Below are 18,976 nucleotides of genomic sequence, written 5' to 3' on the forward strand. Positions count from 1 at the left end.
ACGGAGGTGATCGCCGCGGACTCCGCCGGACCCGGCCCGTGGCGCGACGCCTGGTTCACGGTCTGGCGGCCCCGGCCGTCTGGACTGCGGTGTGCCTTGGCAGCGCGGTGCGCAGCGGCAGCAGAAGGAGACAGGCCCCCGCCATCCCGACGGCCCCGACGAGCAGTGCGGTCGGGGCCCCGGCGCGGTGGCCGAGCCAGCCGCCGGCCAGTCCGCCCAGCGGTGCCACGCCCAGGACGACCGTGCGGATCGAGGCATTGACCCGGCCGTACAGCTCCTCCGGGGTCAACGTGGTGCGCAGGGTGCGCTGCGTGACGTTGAAGACGATGACGAGGGCGCTCGTCACGAAGTGGGAGCCCGCCACCAGAGCGGGCACCGCCGGGCCGGGCGCGAGGACCGCGGCCGGTACCGCGAGGCCGGCGGCCCCGGCGAGGGCCAGCGTCGCGAACAGTGTCCTCGTCGTCCCCAGCCGTCGCGCCACGCCGCCCGCGACCAGCGCGCCCGCGCAGGCACCGGCGCCGGAGGCCGCGTACACCGTGCCGATCCAGGACGCCGGGAGAGTCAGGTCGTGGGTGAGGAACACGAGCAGCGGCGGTTCGCTCACGAACAGGAACAGGTTGAAGACGGTGGTCGCGAGGGTCACGGCTCGCAGCGGGCGGCTGCGCAGGACGAAGGCCGCGCCGATCCGCATCTCCTCCCGCAGGGCCGTCCGAGCCCCGTCCGGTTCCCGTGCCGCACCGTTCTCCTGCCGTGGCGCCTCCGGCCGTCGCGCACGCTCCGTTTCGGGAAGTCGGCGGGTGAACAGCGCGGACACCACGTATGCCGCCGCGTTGCACAGCAGCGCCCACGGGCCGGTGAGCATCTGGACCGCCACGCCACCGACCGAACTTCCCACGATGGTCGCCCCCGACGCCGTCAGCTCGAACCGGGCGTTGGCGCGGGCCAGGTCCTCGGGGGCGACCAGGGTGGGCAGGCAGGCGCTGTACCCGACGTCGGACACCGCCCCCTGAGCGCCGATCAGCAGGGCCAGCACCGCCAGCAGGGGCAGCGAGAGCATCTGGCACACCGCCGCGACGGGCACCACGAGCAGCAGCGCGGCACGGACGAGATCGGCGCCGATGAGCAGGCGCCGCCGGGAGTGGCGGTCCACCCAGACCCCCGCGAACGGACTGACCAGAAGGTGCGGCAGGGTCCCGGCCGCGCTCAGCAGCCCCAGCTCCAGCGCGTCGGCGCGCAGGGTCACCGCCCCGACGAGGGGGAGCGCCACGACGGTGACGTTCGCGCCGAACTGAGAGGCTGTCTGCGCGGCCCACAGGTGTCCGAAGGCGGAACGGCGCAGGGGCGGGTTCATGAGCGGCTCGTCTCCTCACCCAGGTCCGCGAGGACTCGCGGATGCCGGACCAGGCCCTGGTGGTCGGTGTCGACCTCCCGCAGGTCGAAGTCGCCCGCCACCCGGTCCCGCCAGCGCCGTACGTCCGCGTCGGAGACGTCCCGGCTGCGGTGGAAGAGCAGCGCGCCGTCGTACCGGGGCGGCCGGTACCGGCTCAGCGCCCGCAGGTGTGCCCGGAAGACCGCGAAGTCGGCGTCGGGCGCCTCGCGCAGATGGCGTTCGCGCAGCTCGTCCTCCGAGGGCGGGCGCGCGCCCGGGTAGGCGCTGTCGAGGACCGCCAGCAGCGACACCTTCTCGCCCCTGGCGCGCAGTCGGGCCGCCAGTTCGAAGGCGACCACACCCCCGAAGGACCAGCCGCCCAGCCGGTACGGGCCGTTGGGACGGACCTGCAGGATCTCCGCAAGGTGGACCTGCGCCACCTCCTCCACGGACCCCAGCGCGCGGGACATGCCGAGCGCGTGGACCGGGACTCCCGAGGTGGCCAGTTCGCGGTAGCACAGGATGGTCCCACCGACCGGATGCACCATGAACAGGGGATCGCGCTCACCGGTCCGGCCGTCCAGCAGCGCGGCCTGGAGAGCCGGGGTCGAGTGGTTCAGGACCGCGCCGACCGGCAGGCGCTCACCGAACTCCTCCTGGAGCAGGCCGATCAGCCGCAGGGCCGCCAGCGAGTGCCCGCCCGCCATGAGGAAGTCGTCGTGCGCCCCGATCGGGCCACGGCGCAGGGCCCGCTCCCAGACGGCGGCCACCCGTGCCTCCGTGGGAGTCCTGGGCGCCGTCCACGTGGCGCGGTCAGCGTCGGGCCGGGGCAGCGCGGCGTGGTCCAGCTTGCCGTGCCGGGTCAGGGGCATCCGGTCCAGCGGGACGACCACCGAGGGAACCTGGTGCTCGGGCAGCAGCGTCCGGGCGAAGCGGATCAGCTCGCCGGGCTCGACCGGCGCCCCTTCGGTCACGGGTGCCCCTCCGGCCACGGCGTCCGCCGGCCGTGGCCCGTCGCCGGACGACCAGGTCACGTACGCGACCAGGCGGTCACCGTCGGCCGTGACCGCGCAGTGGCGCACCGCGGGGTGCCGGGTCAGGGCCACCTCCGTCTCGCCCGGCTCCACCCGGAAACCTCGGATCTTGACCTGCCGGTCGGCGCGGCCCACGAACTCCAGTTCACCGCCGGGCAGTCGGCGTACCAGGTCCCCGGTCCGGTAGACCCGGCGCGTGGTGCCGTCGGGCAGTACGACCCGCGGGAAGGAGCGCGCGGTCGCCTCGGCGTCGCGGTGATAGCCGAGCGCGAGCTGGGGGCCCGCGATGAGGAGTTCACCCGGTACCCCGAAGGGCACATCCCGGCCGTGCCGGTCCAGGACGTGCAGATCGACGCCGTCGACCGGGTGGCCGATGGGCACGCCGTCCCCGCCGCCGGGGACACAGCGCCACCAGGTGACCTCGACCGCGGCCTCGGTCGGACCGTAGAGGTTGAACAGCGCGGTGTCCGGCAGGGCGGCCAGGAAACGGTCCTGGAGCGGGCGCGGGAGGACTTCCCCGGTGCACAGCACGCGGGTGAGGCCCGTGCCGACGGCCGCGTCGGCCGTGTCGGGGTCATCGAGGAACGCGTCGAGCGCGGACGGCACGAAGACCGCGGCGGCGATCCGTTCCGCGCGCACGAGCCGGGACAGGGCGCCGGGGGTGCGGGGCGCCTCCGGTCCGGCCACGACCACCGTGCCGCCCGAGGTCAGCGGCCAGAACAGCTCCATCACCGCGACGTCGAACGTGCACGACGTCTGGTGCAGCACCCGTTCCCCGGGCGACAGCGCAAAGGTCTTCCGCAGCCACAGCAGCAGGTTGCACACGGCTCGGTGGGGCACGACGACCCCCTTGGGCTCGCCGGTCGAGCCGGAGGTGTGGATGAGGTAGGCGGGATCGTCCGCGGACACCGCCGGCAACGTCACCGGCGTACCGCCGGGCCCGGCCTCCCGGTGCACCTCGGCCTCCGCCTCCGGGGTCCGAACGTCCGCCTCCGCCTCCAGGGCGCGAACGTCCGCCTCCGTCAACGTCAGGTGCAGACCCGCTCGTTCGGCGAGCGCGGCCCGTCGCAGGGGCGGGTCGCGCGGATCCAGCGGGACATGGGCGGCGCCCGCCTTGAGCACGGCGAGGAAGGCGACCGCCTGGAGCGCGGACGGCTGGAGCACCAGCCCCACGAACCGCCCCGGGCCACAGCCCCGGCGCACCAGCGCGGCGGCCAGCCGGTCCGAACGGGCTGCGAGCTCCCGGTAGGTCAGGACGTGCCCGTCATGCCGCAACGCGGCCAGGTCGGGGGTGCGCCGGGCCTGGTCCGTGAAGAGCGCGTGCAGCAGGGCGGGGCCGCTCCGCCGCGCGCCCGCCTCGTCCTGTCGCCGGCCGGGGGAGCGTTCCGGCTGCGACAGCAGGACGGCGTCGGCGTACGGGGAGTCCGGCCGCGCGGTCATGGCGCGCAGGGCCGCCGTGTAGTAGCCGTGGGCGAGGGCGATCCGGTCCTCGGCGAAGCGGTCCGCGTCCCACCGGAGCCCCAGGCGCAGTGCGTCGTCGGCGCTGTCGAGCGAGAACTCCGCGCCGAACGGTATGTCCGCGTCGGCGGACCCCTCCTCCGCCACGATCTCGGGCGCCCCGGGCGGCAGTTCACGCTCGACGTGGAAGTGGGTGAAGTTGAAGAACGTGGTGAACAGGGCCGGCCGCCCGGTCACCCGCATGATCTCTGCCATCGGGTAGTGGACGTGCCGCTGGATCCGCAGATCGGCCTCGGCGGTGGCCCGGACGAGATCCGCCCAGCTCCCGCCGGTCATGGCCAGGCGCAGCGGGAGGGTGTTGACGAACAGTCCGATGGCCCGGTCGCCGTCGGGCTCCGGAACCCGGCCCGGGCAGACCGTGCCGCTGACCACGTCGTCCGTGCCCGACAGCAGGGCCATGACCCGCAGATGGGCCGCGAGGAGCACGGTGCGCACCGGCACGCCGAGGCCGCGCGCGAGGCGGGTGACCCCTTGGGAGAGGTCCGCGGTCACGGGCCGTTCCAGGTAGCGCATCGTGGTCCCGCCGCGGGCGGAACGCCGGCCGGGCAGTTCCGTCAGCGTCATGCCCGCCAGCTCCCGGCTCCAGAAGTCCCGCGGCGCCGGGTCGTCGAGCGCGGCCCGCTCCAGGGCGACGTAGGAGCGGAACCGGGCGGTGGGCGGCGGGCGTACGCCGGTCCGGGCGTACCGGGCGAGGAGTTCCACGAGGAGGGAGCGTTCGCTCCAGCCGTCCATGACGGCGTGGTGCTCGGTGACGAACAGCCGGGTCAGGTCGTCGGTGAGCCGCTGGAGGTGGAAGCGGATCAGGGGCGGCCTCGACGGGGCGAACGGGGTGGTGCGTTCGGCCTCGAACCGCGTCGCCGTGCGCTCCTGCCGGTCGGGCAGGCCGCGCAGGTCCTCCACGGTCAACGGCACCGGCACGCGCGCGTGGACGAGTTGGACGGGCTCGGTGAACCCGGTCGGCTCGAACGAGGTGCGCAGCAGTTCGTGGCTCTCCGTCAGGCCCGCGACGGCCTCCCGCCAGGCGTCCGCGTCGAACCCGCCGCGCAGGGTGTACGCCTTGACGTTGTGGTAGAGCCCCGAGCGCTCGCTGTGGAAGAACATCCCGGCCTGGAGCCGGGTCATCGGATAGGCGTCCGTGATCCCGGCGCCGACCCGGGCCCGGTCCTCGGCGGGGAGCAGGGCGAACGGCTCGTGCGGGTCCGGTCCGGTCGGTGGCGCGCAGACGGCGACGGCCGCCAGCTCGCGGACCGTCTGATGCCGCAGCAGGTCGGCCACGTCGATGTGCAGCCCCGTGTCCCGGGCGCGGGAGACGATCCGGACGGTGCGCAGGGAATCCCCGCCCAGCGCGAAGTAGTTGTCGTCCACGCCGACCACGGGCCGCTCCAGCACGTCGCGCCAGATCGCGGCGAGCGTCGCCTCGGCCTCGGTCGCGGGTTCCACGTGGGGGCCCACGGCCTGCTCCACGGGACTGGGCAGCGCGGACCGGTCGACCTTCCCGTTGGCGTTCAGCGGCAACCGGTCGAGCACCACCAGATGGGCCGGGACGAGATGGTCGGGGAGCCGCTCGCGCAGTCGGCGCCGCAGGACGTCGGAGCGGACCCGGGCGCGGGCGTCGGCGGAGGAGCCTGGCACGACGTACCCGACGAGCCGGCCGTGGCGGTGCGCGACGTACGCCTCCCGTACCCCGTCCAGTGCCGCGAGCGCCGCCCGCACCTCGCCCGGTTCGACCCGGAACCCGCGGATCTTGACCTGGTCGTCGATCCGCCCGTGGTACTCCAGCTCCCCGTCGGGCAGCGTCCGCACCAGGTCGCCGGTGCGGTACCTGCGGCCCCCCGGCCCCACCACGAACCGCTCCGCGGTCGGCCCCGGCAGACCGAGGTAGCCGTCGGCCAGTCCGGCGCCCTCCAGCCACAGTTCGCCCACGACGCCGCGCGGCACCGGGCGGCCCCGGTGGTCCAGGACATGGGCGCGCAGGTCCGGCAGGGTGACCCCGATGGGGCTGCCGGGACGGGTCAGGTCGGCTGCGGTCATCCGGCGGCACGTGGCGTGCACGGTGGTCTCCGTGATGCCGTACATGTTCATCACCTGGGGGCTGTCGTCGCCGTGCCGGGCGAACCAGCCGCGCAGCACGGCCGGGTCGAGCGCCTCCCCGCCCAGGACCACACGGCGCAGCGCCAGTCCGTGCGGCGCGTCCGCGTCGTACCGGATGAACTGCGCGAACGCGGACGGCGTCTGGCTGAACACGGTGACCCGCTCGCGGCGGAGCAGCGCGTGGAGGCGTTCGGGCGACCGGGTGATGTCCGGGTCCACGACGACCAGCCGCCCGCCGTGCAGCAGCGCACCCCACAGCTCCCACACCGAGTAGTCGAAGGCGTGGCTGTGGAACAGCGACCACACGTCGTCCTCGCCGAAGCCGAACCACCGGTCGGTCGCGGAGAACAGCCGCACGATGTTGCGGTGCGGCACCAGGGTGCCCTTGGGGGTGCCCGTCGACCCGGACGTGTGGATGACGTAGGCGAGATCGTCCGGGGTCACCCCGGTGTCCGGCGCGGTGTCCGGGTGCCGGGCGAGCGAGGGGTCGGTCACGTCGACGCTCTGTCCGGCGAATCCGGGCAGAGCGCTGTCGGCGACGAGGACGCGGAGGCCCGCGTCGGCCGCCAGGTGTCGCAGGCGGGCCGGCGGGTGGGCCGGGTCCAGCGGCAGGTACGCACCGCCCGCCTTGAGCACCCCCAGCAGTCCCACGACCAGTTCGACGGACCGCGACACGTGCAGACCCACCGGCGTCCCCGGACCCACCCCGTGCGCGCGCAGCCGATGCGCCAGCCGGTTCGCCCGCCTCTCCAACTCGCCGTACGTCAGGGCGCGGTCGCCCGCGACGACGGCGACCGCCTCCGGACGCCGGGCGGCCTGCTCGGCGAACACCTCGTGGGCGCACCGCGTCACCACGGGCTCGTCCCGGGCGGGCGCGGCGGGCGCCGGGACGACCTCCACCCGGGACAGGGGGACGTCGGGGTGCTCCGCGACCTCCCGCAGCACCCGCGCGTAGTGCTCGGCGAACTGCCGTGCCGTCGCCTCGTCCAGGGTGTCGCCCCGATACTCCAGGGTGCAGCGCACCCCTCGTCCCTCGTCCAGGACGTCCAGGAGCAGCGGGAACTTGGCCTCCGTGACGGGTACGTCGACCTCCTCGACGCGCAGTCCGGGCCGCGGGGTCCGGGGCGGCTCGTGGTAGCGCAGGGTGAACGCGGCCCGCACCAGCGGGGCACCGTCCACGCCCCGCTCCGGGCGGACGGCCGCCACGACCTCGTCGAACGGCAGCCGCTGGTGCTCCAGCGCGGCGAACAGCTCGTCGCGCACCGCGACGCTCAGGGCGCGGAAATCGCGGTCCGTGCCGACGTCGGCCCGCAGGGCGACGGTGTTGGCCAGCAGCCCCACCGTCCGGTCGAAGCGCGCGTCGGTCCGTCCGGCCACGACCGTGCCGATCACCACGTCGTCGACCCCGGTGTACCGGCCGAGCAGGATCGCGTAGGCGGTCAGCAGCACCCCGAACAGGGTGGTGTCCGACGCGGCGGCGAGCACGCGCAGCCGCTCGATCACCTCGGCGGGCGGAGCGAACACGTGGCTGCCGCTCGGCGCGCCCCGCGTCAGGGGCGGCGGAAAGGCGAGCGGCGGCGGCCCGTCGCCCAGTCTGTCCCGCCAGTACGCCCGTTCCCGATCGGCCTCCGCTCCCGTCAGGAACATGTCCTGGTCGGCGGTGAACACGCGGTACGGCACCGCGGGCGGCGCCTGCGCGGCGAACAGTTCCTCCAGCAGCAGACCCACCGACCAGCCGTCGCTGATGATGTGGTGCATGCACAGCAGGAGCCGCCACCGCCGGGGGCCCGTGCGCAGCAGCCGGACCCGGAACAGGGGACCGGCCGCCAGGTCGAAGGGGCGGTCGCGCTCGGTCTCCGTCCACCGGCGCACCGCGTCGTCCGGGAGGGACTCCCGCGCGGTCCCCGGCGGTTCGTCGTACCGCCAGTCGACGGCCGCGCCCTCGTCCACGACCTGGGTGAGCCGTCCGTCCCGGAGGGCGAACCGGGTCCGCAGCGCCTCGTGACGGTCCACCAGGCGCTGCGCGGCGGCGGCCAGTTCGTCCGGCCGCAGGTCACCGCTGATCAGGCGGGCCACCGGCAGGTGGTGGACGGCCGAGGGACCGGCCGCGGCCTCCAGGTAGTACATCCGTTGCTGGGCGCTGGACGCCGGAAGTTCCATGGTGGTCTCCGCTGGGGAAGTCGAGCCAGAAGGTCGTGTGCGGTGCCTGTGAGGGTGCGGGACTACGCCGGGGCCCGCTCGTGGCCGGTGAGGGCGCCGTGCGCGGTCAGGAAGGAGACGACGGCTTCGGCCGTGCGCGGATCGCGCAGCAGGTCCGTGCGGTCGCACCTGAGCCGCAGGCCGTCGCCCGGCGTGTGCGCCGACAGGATCCGCAGGGTCGGGCCCGTGCGGTCGGGCGGCGGTGCGTGGTGGGCGGCCAGCAGATGGGCCAGCCACCGCAGTGCGGAGTCCGTCACTGCCGAGGCGAGGTCGTCGACCTCCTCGGTGGTGGCCCCGTCGGCGCGCAGGGCCGCGCCGACATGGTCCGACAGCCGGGCCCGCGCCGCGCTGAGGAAGGCCCCGGGATCCGGGACCTGCGCGGCCAGGTGCCGCACCTCCCGGGGGTCCGGCCGGACACCGAGCTGGGCCAGGGTGGCGCCGTAGGCGGCCAGGACGGTCGCGGCGGTCACGGGTTCGGCGTCGAAGAGCACCAACGGCGCCGCACGGCCTCCGCGCCCGGCTCCGGCGGCGAGTACGGCGGCCAGCGGAGCCGAAGCGCAGTAGGCCAGCACCGCTCCGGCCGATCCCGGTGGCCTCCCGGCGGACAGCGCGGCCAGGTACCGGCCGGGCGGGAGGGGCGGCGGCGGCACGGCGAGCAGGTCGCGCGGTCCGGGCAGGCCCAGCTCGGACACGCGGGCCTCCGGACGCTCCCCCGGGTAGTCGAGCACCAGCAGGGGCCCGTCATGCCTGGAGCCCGCCGGGCTCACCACGGGAACCTCCGGCGGGCGAAGGGGTGGCCGGGCAGCGGGGCCCGTGGGCCGGGGCCGTTCAGCGCGGCCCAGTCGAGCGGGGCGCCGCGCCGGTACAGCGCGGCGAGCCCGGAGGGTCCCCAGAGGTACCAGGCGCTGTCGGGCAGCACCCGGCGGCCGAAGTCCCGCAGCACGGGCGTCGGTGCGATCTCCACGAAGTCCCGGGTGCCGGCGGCGCGCAGGGTCCGCAGCGCGGGGTCGAAGAGCACCGGGTACCGGACCTGACGCACCAGACAGTCCGCCTCGGGGACCGTCCCCGCGGGCAGGCACTCTCCGTCGGCCGCGGAGGCCCACGGCATGCGCAACGGATGCCAGTCGAGGTCCCGGGCGTGCTCGGCCAGCCGGTCCAGGACCGGTTCCATGAGGTGGGAGTGGTACGCGGTCGTCATCGGCAGCCGCCGGTGGGGCACCCTGTGCTGGTCGAGCCAGGACTCCGCCCGGTCCATCAGGGCCTCCGGGCCTGACAGGGTGTGCGAGGTGGGCGCGTTGTGGGCCGCGAGGTCCGCCCCCGTCGCCGCCGCCGCGTCGAGCGCCACGTCCACGGGAGCACTGATCGCCAGCATCCGCCCGGTTCCGGTGGACCGGGTCAACTCCTCGCGCACCAGCGCGAACCGGACCGCCTCGGCGAGCGGGAGGGCACCCGCCGTGCACAGTGCCGCCAGCTCGCCGAGGCTGTGCCCGACGACGGAACCGGGCCGTACCCCGGCGGACTCCCACAGCCGGGCGAGCGCGACCTGGAACACGACCTGGGCCGCCTGGGGCCGGTCCAGGACCTCGCCGAACGGTTCCACGACGGACCGGAAGACCGGCTCGTCCCGGAGGGCTTCGAAGTCCACCGCACCGGCGCCCTGGCCGCGGAACGCGAACGCCGCCGGACCGAACGCGACCGGACCTTCGCCGGGCTGTGGCTCGTCCCGCTGCGGCGCGGCGAGCGCGGCGTCCAGGGCGTCGGCCACCTCGCGGGACGTCCGCCCCGACACCGCCAGACGCGCGGCCGAGCGGGGCGGCCCGGCGTGCAGCCGCCTGGCCACGTCGCCCGCCGGGACGTCGTCGTGCCCGCGCAGCCAGTCGCGGAGCTGCTCGGCGCGGCGCCGCAGCGACGCCTGGTCCGGTGCGGCGAGCGGCACGAGCACCTCCCGCCCCGAGGCGCCCGCGACGGCGGGGGCGGGCGGTTGCTCCAGGACGACGTGCGCGTTGGTGCCGCCGAACCCCAGGGAGCTGACGCCCGCCCGGCGCGGTCCCGGCCCGGCCGGCCACGGTGCCTGTTCGGTGACGGGGAAGAACGGGCTGTCGGCCCACGCCAGCCGGGGATCGGGGACGGTCGTGTTCACCGTGGGCACCAGTTCGCCGTGGCGCAGCATCAGCACGGTCTTGATCAGACCGGCCATGCCCGCGCACGTGTCGAGGTGCCCGACCGACGGCTTGACCGAGCCGAGGCCGGTACGTCCGGTGGGACCCGGCCCGGCGGTCAGCGCCTCGGTGAGGGCCCGGAACTCGATCGGGTCGCCGACGGCGGTACCGGTGCCATGGGCCTCCAGATAGCCGATGGTGTGCGGCTCGGCGCCGGCGCGCTCCAGGGCGTGCCGGGCCGCCGCCGCGTGCCCGCCGACGGACGGGGCCGTGAAACCCGCTTTGGCCCGTCCGTCGTTGGTGACCGCCGACCCCAGGATCACCGCGTGCACGGTGTCGCCGTCGGCCAGCGCCCGCTCCAGCGGCTTGAGGAGGACCGCGGCGACGCCGTCCCCGCCCACGGTGCCGTCCGCGGCGGCGTCGAAGGCGCGCACGACCCCGCTGGGGGACAGGATGTACTCCGGGTCCGGCGGCCCGTCGGGCACGGGCGTGCGACGGACGGCCGCGGCACCCGCGAGCGCCAGGTCCGCGTCGCCCGTCAACAGGGCCTGGACCGCCAGGTGCACCGCGACCAGCGAGGTGGAGCAGGCGCTCTGCACGGTCACGGCCGGGCCGGTGAGACCGAGGTGGTAGGCGACCCGGGTGGCCAGGAAGTCCCCCTGGCCGCCGATGAGTTCCGCGACCGCGTCAAGGGGGTCGCCGGTGGCGTCGGCCCGCAGGAAGTACGGAGGCTGCGGACCGTAGAGGTTCATGCCGGACCCCGCGAAGACACCGATCCGCGTCCCGTCGTCCGGGTCCGGACAGCCACCGTCCTCCAACGCGTGATAGCAGGTCTCCAGGAGCAACCGGTGCGCCGGATCCGTCCGTTCCGCCTCGCGCGGACTCACTCCGAAGAACGCGGCGTCGAAAGAATCCACGTCGGACAGCGGCTCACCGACCGAGCAGACCCCGGCCCGCAGGTTCCGCCAGAACGCGTCGATGTCCGGCGCGCCGGGGAACCGGGCGGCCATGCCGATGACGGCCACCCGCCGGTCCACGGCCGCCGGCGCGCCGATCCGGGCCGGGGGCCGCGGCTCGGTCCGGTCGGTGCCGTCGAGATGCCTGGCCAGGGCGGTCACCGTGTAGTGCTCGGTCAGCGCGGCGGCGGGCACGGGCCGGGCGAACTCCCTCTCCAGGCGCACCCGCAGCCGGGTGCCGAGGAGAGAGGTCAGGCCCAGCGCGCGGAAGGGGACGTTCCGGTCGACCGGGTCGCCACCGAGCAGACCGGAGAGGGCTGCGGCGATGCGCTCCTCGGTGCCCCTCTCCGCGGCGCTCCGCTCCTCGGTGCCGTGTGCCGCGCCGCCGCGCGCCTCGGCGGCGGTCGACCCAACGCCCGGCTTGTCGGCGGCGGTCAACGCATCGCCGCGTATCTCGGCGGCGGTCAACGCATCGTCCCGCTTGTCGGCGGCGGTCAACGCATCGCCGCGCGTCCTGGTGCCGGTCATCGGACACCCTCGAAACGCCGGGCGAGGGCGCGGATCGTCGGCGCTCTCAGGAACTCGGCCATCGGCACCCGGTCGCCCGTCTCGGTGCGGATCCGCTCCAGCATCCGCACGGCGTTCAGCGAGTTGCCGCCCACCTGGAAGAAGGACACCTCCGCGGGAAGGCTCTCCGCCCCCAGTTCCAGGCACCACAGCCGGTGCACCCGTTCCTCCTCGGACGTGGCGGGCGGACCGCCGGCCGGCAGCGTCTCGGCGACGCCCGAACTCCGCAGCAGGTCCCGGTCCAGCTTCCCGTTGGCGCCCACCGGGAGCCGGTCCACGGCGAACCAGGCCGCCGGGACGAGATGACCGGGCAGCGATTCCGCCAGCCCCGCCCGCAGGACGGACACCCAGTCCTCCAGCGGCTCCCGCAGCACCACGTGCGCGACGAGCCGCGGTTCCGGCTCGTGCTCCGCGAGCACCGCCGCCCCGGCCACCTGGGGCAGCGCGTTGAGCGCCGCCTCCGCCTCGCCCGGCTCGACCCGGAACCCGCGGATCTTGACCTGGTCGTCGGTACGGCCGAGATGGTCGAGGGTGCCGTCGCGGTTCCAGCGGACGACATCCCCGGTACGGAACCAGCGCCGGGTCCCGTCGTCCACGAAGCGGCGCGCGGTGAGGGCCTCGTCGCCCGGGTAGCCGTCGGTCACCTGCTCCCCGCCGACCAGCAGCTCTCCGGGCACCCCGGGTGGGACCGGACGGCCGTCGCGGTCCTCGACGCGCAGCAGCACGCCGGTGACGGGGCGTCCGATCGGCGGACTCGGCCCGTCGTCCGGGGTCACCAGGTGTTCGGTGACGATGATCGAGGTCTCGGTCGGACCGTACTGGTTGAACAGACGTGTCTGCGGCTGGGCCGCCAGGAACCCGCTGAGCGGGGGCAGCATGCGCAGGGGTTCACCCGCGCAGAAGATCTCCCGCAGCGAGGGCATCGGCCCGGCGCCTCGCAGGAGCGCCGCCAGCGGTGTGCCGGGCAGGCAGAGGCGTGCCACCTCGTGACGCCGCACGATCTCGCCCACGGTCGCCGGGTCGAGGCGGTCGGCATCGTCCAGGAGGACCAGTTCGGCCCCGACGGCGAGCGTCCCGAAGATCTCCTGCACGCTCACGTCGAAGCCGGGGGAGGTCCACTGGAGCGTGCGCAGCGCGGGGTGCGCCCGCGACTGCCAGCGCACCAGCGCGACCGGACCCCGGTGCGGCACCGCGACCGCCCGGGCGCCGCCCGTGGTCCCCGAGGTGAAGATCAGGTAGGCCGTCGAGCCGGGGTCGGTGCGCAGGCCCGGCGAGGTCGCCGGGAAGCCGGGGTCCGCCTGCGGGTCGGTCAGGACGAGCACGGCTCCGCTGTCGCGCACCATGGCGGTGCGCCGGGCCTCGGGCAGCGCCGGATCGATGGGGACGTACGCCGCCCCGCACTTGAGGACCGCCAGCACGGCGGTGATCAGTCCGGCTCCCCGGGGCAGCAGGACGGCCACGGTGCTGCCGGGGGACACCCCTTCGCCGATCAGACGGTGGGCGAGGCGGTTGGCGGCGGCGTCCAGCTCGCCGTACCGGGTCGTGCCGTGCGGGCCCGACAGCGCGACCGCGTCGGGCGTGGCGGACGCCGCCCGCTCGAACAGTTCGTGCAGACAGGCCGGCTCGTCGGCCCCGACGGCCCGGGCCGAGGAACCGTCTTCGGCCCGCTCGCGCTCCGCGTCCCCGGACCCGTCGTGGGACGCCACGAACCGCGCGTCCGCCTCGGTCAGTCCGGCCAGCGCGGACAGGGCGCCCGCCGAGTCGGCGAGTCCCCGGCCGAGCAGCTCCTCGACGTAGCGCAGCAACCGGGCGACCGTCTCCGGGTCGAAGAGGCGCTCGTCGTACTCCACCGTGCACCCCAGGCCGTCCGGGCGCGCCGTGAAGTAGAAGGTCAGGGCGAACGGCGCCTGCGCGCGCGGCACGTGCAGAATCCGGGCGGACAGACCCCCGCCGCCCAGGTCCGCGTCGGCCGCCTGCTCGTACTCCACCAGCACGTCGAACAGCGGGTTGGTACCCGGGACCCGCTCCGGGTTGACCGCCTCCACCACGGCGTCGAGGGGCACGTCCCGGTGCTCCAGCGCGTCCATGACCGCGCCGCGCACCCGCCGCACGAGACCGGCGAAGGACGGGTCGCCCGACAGGTCCAGACGCAGGGCCAGGGTCTCCACGTACATCCCGATCCGGTCCTCGGCGCCCGGCGGGCGGTGGGAGACCGCGGTGCCCAGCACGACGTCGTCGGTGTCGCCGAACCGGCCGAGCACGGAGGCGACCGCGCTCAGCAGCGTGGTGAACGTCGTGGCGCCGACCGAGCGGCCGAAGGCGCGGACGCGCCGGGCGAGCGCGCCGTCGAACTCGTGCGAGAGGGTCGCGCCGAGCGCGGGGCCCGAGACGCCGCGCGGCCGGTCGACGGGCAGCCGCAGCACCGGGGCACCGTCCAGCAGCCTCTTCCAGAACTCCAGACCGTCGCCGGCCGGGGGCGTGTCCGGGACCGGTGCCGGGGAGAGCGGGGGCAGCAGAGCGGCCTCGCCCCGATGGCACGCCGCGAGATCGCGGAGGAAGACCATGGTCGACTGCGCGTCGAAGACGCTGTGGTGCGCCACCAGATACAGCAGATGGCGGTCGGGACCGAGCACGCCCAGCGCCACCCGCCACAGCGGACCGGTCGTCAGATCGAAGGGTGCTGAGCCGTGCGCCGCGTGCAGCGCGGCCACCGCCTCCTCGCGCGTGCGCCCGGTGAGATCGGTGACGGGGCAGTCCGGGGTGAACGGCGGCCCGACGATCTGCCGCAGGACACCGTCCTCCTCCCGGAAAGCGGTGCGCAACGCCTCCTGGCGGTCCACCACCGCGCGGAGCGCGTCGAGCAGCGCGTCCCGGTCGAGCGGACCCTCCAGCTCCACGGCCTTCGGCTCGTTGTGGACGGCGCGTCCCGGATCCATCCGGTCCATCAGCCACATCCGCCGCTGCTGCGGGGAGGCGGGCGCGGCCACGGCCGGGGACGGCTCGTCCGCGGCGACGGCGGGGGACGGTTCGTCAGGTGCGACGGCAGGCGACGGTTCGTCCTTGAGTACGGCCAGGTGGGGGAGACCCGCCAGCATGTCCGCGGCCGGAAGGCCGAAGTCCACGAACGCGCCCACCTCGTCCACACCCGCCCGCACCAGCGCGTCCAGCACCGGCCGCACACCGTGCGGGGAGCCGATGAGGGCGCGGGTCGCGCAGTAGCGGTCGTAGGCGCGTTCCAGCAGGAACTCGACGTCGTCGGCCGGGGTCCGGGCGAGGTCCACCTCGACCCCGAGGCTGCGCACCGCGTTGTCGAACAGGGAGAGCGAGGACATCAGATAGGCGCGGAACGGCCCGTACGCCTCCTGCCGTGCCCGCTCGGCGTCGCCGCGCAGATAGGTGTGGACGAGGACGGTGACCCGGCCTTCCCGCGGGTCCAGCCCGCACCGGGCACGCGTGCTCCGGTACAGCGCGATGTTGCGCGCCAGGTCGTCGACGTCCTGCTGCATCAGGTTGGTCACCACGCCCACGTCCTCGCGCGCCGCCCGTTCCCAGCTCGCGGGGCTGGACAGGACGGCCACGGACAGCGGCGGCCGAGACTGCACGGGCGCCGGGAAGAGGGTCACCTCCACGGTGTCGCCGTCGCCGGAGACACCGGTGTGCGGCGCGCCCGACCACAGCCGGCGCACGGTGTCCAGGCGTTCGTACATCAGCTCGCGCCGGTCCTCGAAGTGCTCCGGCGCCAGGACGAAGTCGCCGGAGTGCCAGCCGGACGCCACGCACAGCCCGGCCCGGCCACCGGAGAGGTTGTCGACCATCGCCCACTCCTCGGCCACCCGGACGGGATGGTGCAGGGGCAGCACCACCGAGCCCGCGTGCAGCCGGATGGAACGGGTGCGCACCGCGAGCGCGGCGGCCAGCACCGCCGGGTTGGGGAACAGCCCGCCGAAGGAGTGGAAGTGACGCTCGGGCACCCACAGGGAGTGGAAGCCGTTGCGGTCGCCGAACTCGGCGGCGGCCAGCAGCGCCTCGTACCGCGCGGGTCCGTCCCCGTGCGGGTAGTCGCCGAAGAAGTACAGGCTGAAGTCGACGGACCCGGCGGCCGGCGAACCGCCGGAGACGTCCGTGTCCGGGGCGAGCCGGGCGGTCACCGAGCGGACGGACAGCTCGTCCTCGAAGAGCACGCGGACCGGCAGCCGCACCCCGAACCGGTCGTGGACCTTCCGGGTCAGGGCGAGCAGCACCAGCGAGTCCGCCCCCAGCGCGATCAGCGGCCGGTCCGGGTCGACGGAGTCCACCGGCAGCCCGAACACCTCGGCGACGAGGGCGCGCACGGCGGGGAGCGTTGCGTTCACGGGGTGGTTCCTTCCGGGGGCGTCAGGCGCCAGAAGGCACCCAGTCCGTCGATGTCCTCGATCTCCTCGGTCACCCCGTGGCGCTCGCGCCAGTCGTGCACGGCGTCCCGACAGGCCGGGATGTGGTAGTCGTCGACGATCACGAATCCGCCCGGGGACACCTTCGGGTGGAGGAGGTCGAGGGTCTCGACCGTGGAGGTGTACAGGTCGCTGTCGAGCCGGAGCACCGCCAGCTTCCCGATCGGCGCGGCGGGGAGCGTCTCGTGGAACCAGCCCGGCAGGAAGACGACCTGGTCGTCGAGCAGGCCGTACCGTTCGAAGTTCCCCCGCACGGTGTCCAGGTCCACGGCGATGACGTCGTTGTGGGTGTGCGCGGCCAGCGCGCGGTCGGCCGGGTGGGTGTCCGCGTCGGGCAGCGGCATGCCCTGGAAGGAGTCGGCGACCCACACCCGGCGGTCCGTCACGCCGTGGGCGCGCAGCACCGCCCGCATGAGGATGCACGCGCCGCCTCGCCAGACGCCCGTCTCGATCAGATCGCCCGGCACGCCGTCCGCCAGCACCCGCTCCACGCAGAACTGGAGGTTGTCCAGCCGCCGTCGGCCGATCATCGTGTGGGCCTGGCTGGGCCAGTCGACGCCCAGTCTGCGGTTGAGCGGTTCGTAGACGGTGGAGGGCGCCCAGCCTGCGGGGATCGGCGGATCCTCGTAGATGGTGTTGGACAGCACCTCCTTCATGAGGTCCAGATACAGGTCCAGCGTCCGCGGGCTCATGCGTCCCCCACCGGGTCGGGCGTCTCGGTCAGTCGTCGGGCCAGCTCGCGCACGGTGGGCGCGGACAGGAAGCTGTGCAGGTCGACCCGGGCCGGGTAGCGGGTGCGCAGCCTGGCCAGGACCAGCGCGGCCGACAGGGACGTGCCGCCCAGCGACTGGAACGGCTGGTCCCGTCGGATGTCCGTGTGGCCCAGGACCGCCGACCACACCGACGCGACGTCCCGCTCCACGGTCCCGGTCGGCGGGTCGCCCGCCGCGCCGGGGCAGGCCGGGGCGGGCAGCCGCGCGCGGTCGACCTTCCCGTGCGCGGTGAGCGGGAGCCGGTCCACGGCCTGGATCCGCGCGGGCACCAGATGGGCGGGAAGCGCCGCGGCGAGCCGGGCCCGCAGTCCCGCCGTGTCACCGGCGACATGAGCCGCCAACTGCGTCTCCCCGGCGACCTGTTCGGCCGTCACCGCGCACTCGCGCACTCCGGGCAGGCCGCCGAGGACCGCCTCCACCTCCGCCGGGTCGACCAGATGGCCGCGGATCTTGACCTGGTGGTCGACCCGCCCGAGGAAGCGCAGCAGTCCGTCCGGATCCCGTGCGACGAGGTCGCCGGTGCGGTAGGCGGTGGCGGTCCGGCCTCCGTCCGCGGTCCGCGCCGAGTCGTCCGCGGTCCGCGCCGAGTCGTCCGCGGTCCGCGCCGAGTCGTCCGCGGTCCGCGCCGAGTTGTCCGCGGTCCCCGACGGGCTGTCTTCGGTGCCCGCCGAGTCGTCCGCGGTCCGCGCGGAGCCGTCGGCGGGGACGAAGCGGCGTGCCGTCTCCGCAGGGTCGTTGAGGTAGCCGTAGCCCACACCCGGCCCCGTCAGCCACAGCTCCCCGTCGACGATCCGCGCCCCGAATCCCGGCAGCGGGGTGCCGATCGGCGGCAGGTCCGGCCAGGACGCGGGCGGGCCCGTCAAGGTGTGTGCGACGGCCACATGGGTCTCCGACGGACCGTAGTGGTGGTGCAGCCGGCATCCGGGCAGCTCCTCGAAGAAGCGCCTGAGCCCCGGCGTGATCCGGAGTGCCTCGCCCGCCACCGCCACCTGCCGCAGCGAGCGCGGGACCGTACCGGTGTACGGCGCGAGCGCGGCGAGCCGGTCCAGCACGACCGGTGGTACGAACAGCCGCTCGATCCGCCACGCCTCCAGCAGTTCCGCCAGCCGCACCAGGTCCCGGCGTTCCTCCTCGGCGGGCAGCCGCAGTACCCCGCCGCTGCACAGCGCCGTGAACACCTCCTGCACGAACACGTCGAAGCCCAGCGGGGCGAACTGAAGGGTGCGCAGCGGCCTGCGCGAGGTGCTCGCCAGGGTCCAGTCGATCAGCGCGTCGACGGCCCGGTGGGGCATCCCCACCGCCTTCGGCCGTCCCGTGGAGCCGGAGGTGAACACCACGTACGCCAGCCCCTCCAGGGGCGGGCCGGGGCGTCCGGGACGCAGTTCAAGACCCGGGGCCACCACGAACCGGGCCCCGCTGTCGCGGTGGATCCGCCGGATCCGGGACGGGGGGTAGCCGGGGTCCACGACACAGAAGGCGCCGCCCGCCCGCAGTGTCGCCAGGACGGCGACGAGCAGCTCCGCGGTGCGGCCCGTACCGACGACCACGACCTCGCCGGGCCGCAGTCCCCGCGACGTCATGCGGGCGGCCAGCCGTCCCGCCCGCTCCCACAGCGCACCGCGGGTCAGGACGCCGTCCGCCGACTCCACCGCGGGGGACTCGGGACGGGACCGTGCCCGCTCCTCCACCAGCTCAAGAACGCGTGATTTCACCTGCGTCTCCTCCAGGACAGGACACCTCGGGCCGCTGCCGGAGCCCGGCGGGGTCAGGACCCCCGCTGCGCCAGCAGTGCACCAGAGCGGTGTTCCGGGTTCCGGGCCGAGCGGGTTCCGGCCCGGTGTCCGGCCGTTTCCGGTCATGCCCGCCTGCGCGGGGTGGCG

General features: G+C 75.0%; 7 protein-coding genes. All 7 read right to left on the reverse strand.

The genetic code is table 11. The annotated features are described in order from the left end of the window. Positions 1–55 precede the first annotated feature (55 nt). The gene (locus tag ACZ4UV_RS37415) at positions 56–1,351 is read right to left on the reverse strand and encodes an MFS transporter (protein ID WP_467844144.1); all 1,296 of its coding nucleotides are present in this window, start codon (positions 1,349–1,351) and stop codon (positions 56–58) included. Next, entirely contained in the window at positions 1,348–8,172 is a 6,825-nt protein-coding gene (locus tag ACZ4UV_RS37420) for an amino acid adenylation domain-containing protein (protein WP_467844147.1), read from the reverse strand. Before ACZ4UV_RS37420 ends, ACZ4UV_RS37415 begins: the two co-directional genes overlap by 4 nt. A 62-nt stretch (positions 8,173–8,234) precedes the next feature. Next, a complete protein-coding gene (locus tag ACZ4UV_RS37425) occupies positions 8,235–8,981 on the reverse strand; it encodes a hypothetical protein (RefSeq protein WP_467844150.1) in 747 nt (248 codons plus the stop codon). After that, complete coding sequence (locus ACZ4UV_RS37430; protein WP_467844153.1) at positions 8,975–11,854, reverse strand: type I polyketide synthase; 2,880 nt, start codon at positions 11,852–11,854, stop codon at positions 8,975–8,977. Before ACZ4UV_RS37430 ends, ACZ4UV_RS37425 begins: the two co-directional genes overlap by 7 nt. Further along, complete coding sequence (locus tag ACZ4UV_RS37435) at positions 11,851–16,245, reverse strand: MupA/Atu3671 family FMN-dependent luciferase-like monooxygenase (RefSeq protein ID WP_467844156.1); 4,395 nt, start codon at positions 16,243–16,245, stop codon at positions 11,851–11,853. The genes ACZ4UV_RS37430 and ACZ4UV_RS37435 overlap by 4 nt, the downstream gene beginning before the upstream one ends. Then, complete coding sequence (locus ACZ4UV_RS37440; RefSeq protein WP_467844159.1) at positions 16,242–17,015, reverse strand: TylF/MycF family methyltransferase; 774 nt, start codon at positions 17,013–17,015, stop codon at positions 16,242–16,244. The genes ACZ4UV_RS37435 and ACZ4UV_RS37440 overlap by 4 nt, the downstream gene beginning before the upstream one ends. Beyond that, positions 17,012–18,808, reverse strand: a complete 1,797-nt coding sequence (locus ACZ4UV_RS37445) for a non-ribosomal peptide synthetase (RefSeq protein WP_467844162.1) — start codon at positions 18,806–18,808, stop codon at positions 17,012–17,014. Before ACZ4UV_RS37445 ends, ACZ4UV_RS37440 begins: the two co-directional genes overlap by 4 nt. Between the last annotated feature and the right edge of the window lie 168 nt (positions 18,809–18,976).

The organism is Streptomyces sp. NPDC028289, from assembly GCF_055565975.1.

What these genes read in the sequence shown, in the direction of transcription:
- ACZ4UV_RS37415 (WP_467844144.1), bottom strand. Translation starts at nt 1,351, where the DNA reads ATGAACCCGCCCCTGCGCCGTTCCGCCTTCGGACACCTGTGGGCCGCG.
- ACZ4UV_RS37420 (WP_467844147.1), bottom strand. Translation starts at nt 8,172, where the DNA reads ATGGAACTTCCGGCGTCCAGCGCCCAGCAACGGATGTACTACCTGGAG.
- ACZ4UV_RS37430 (WP_467844153.1), bottom strand. Translation starts at nt 11,854, where the DNA reads ATGACCGGCACCAGGACGCGCGGCGATGCGTTGACCGCCGCCGACAAG.
- ACZ4UV_RS37440 (WP_467844159.1), bottom strand. Translation starts at nt 17,015, where the DNA reads ATGAGCCCGCGGACGCTGGACCTGTATCTGGACCTCATGAAGGAGGTG.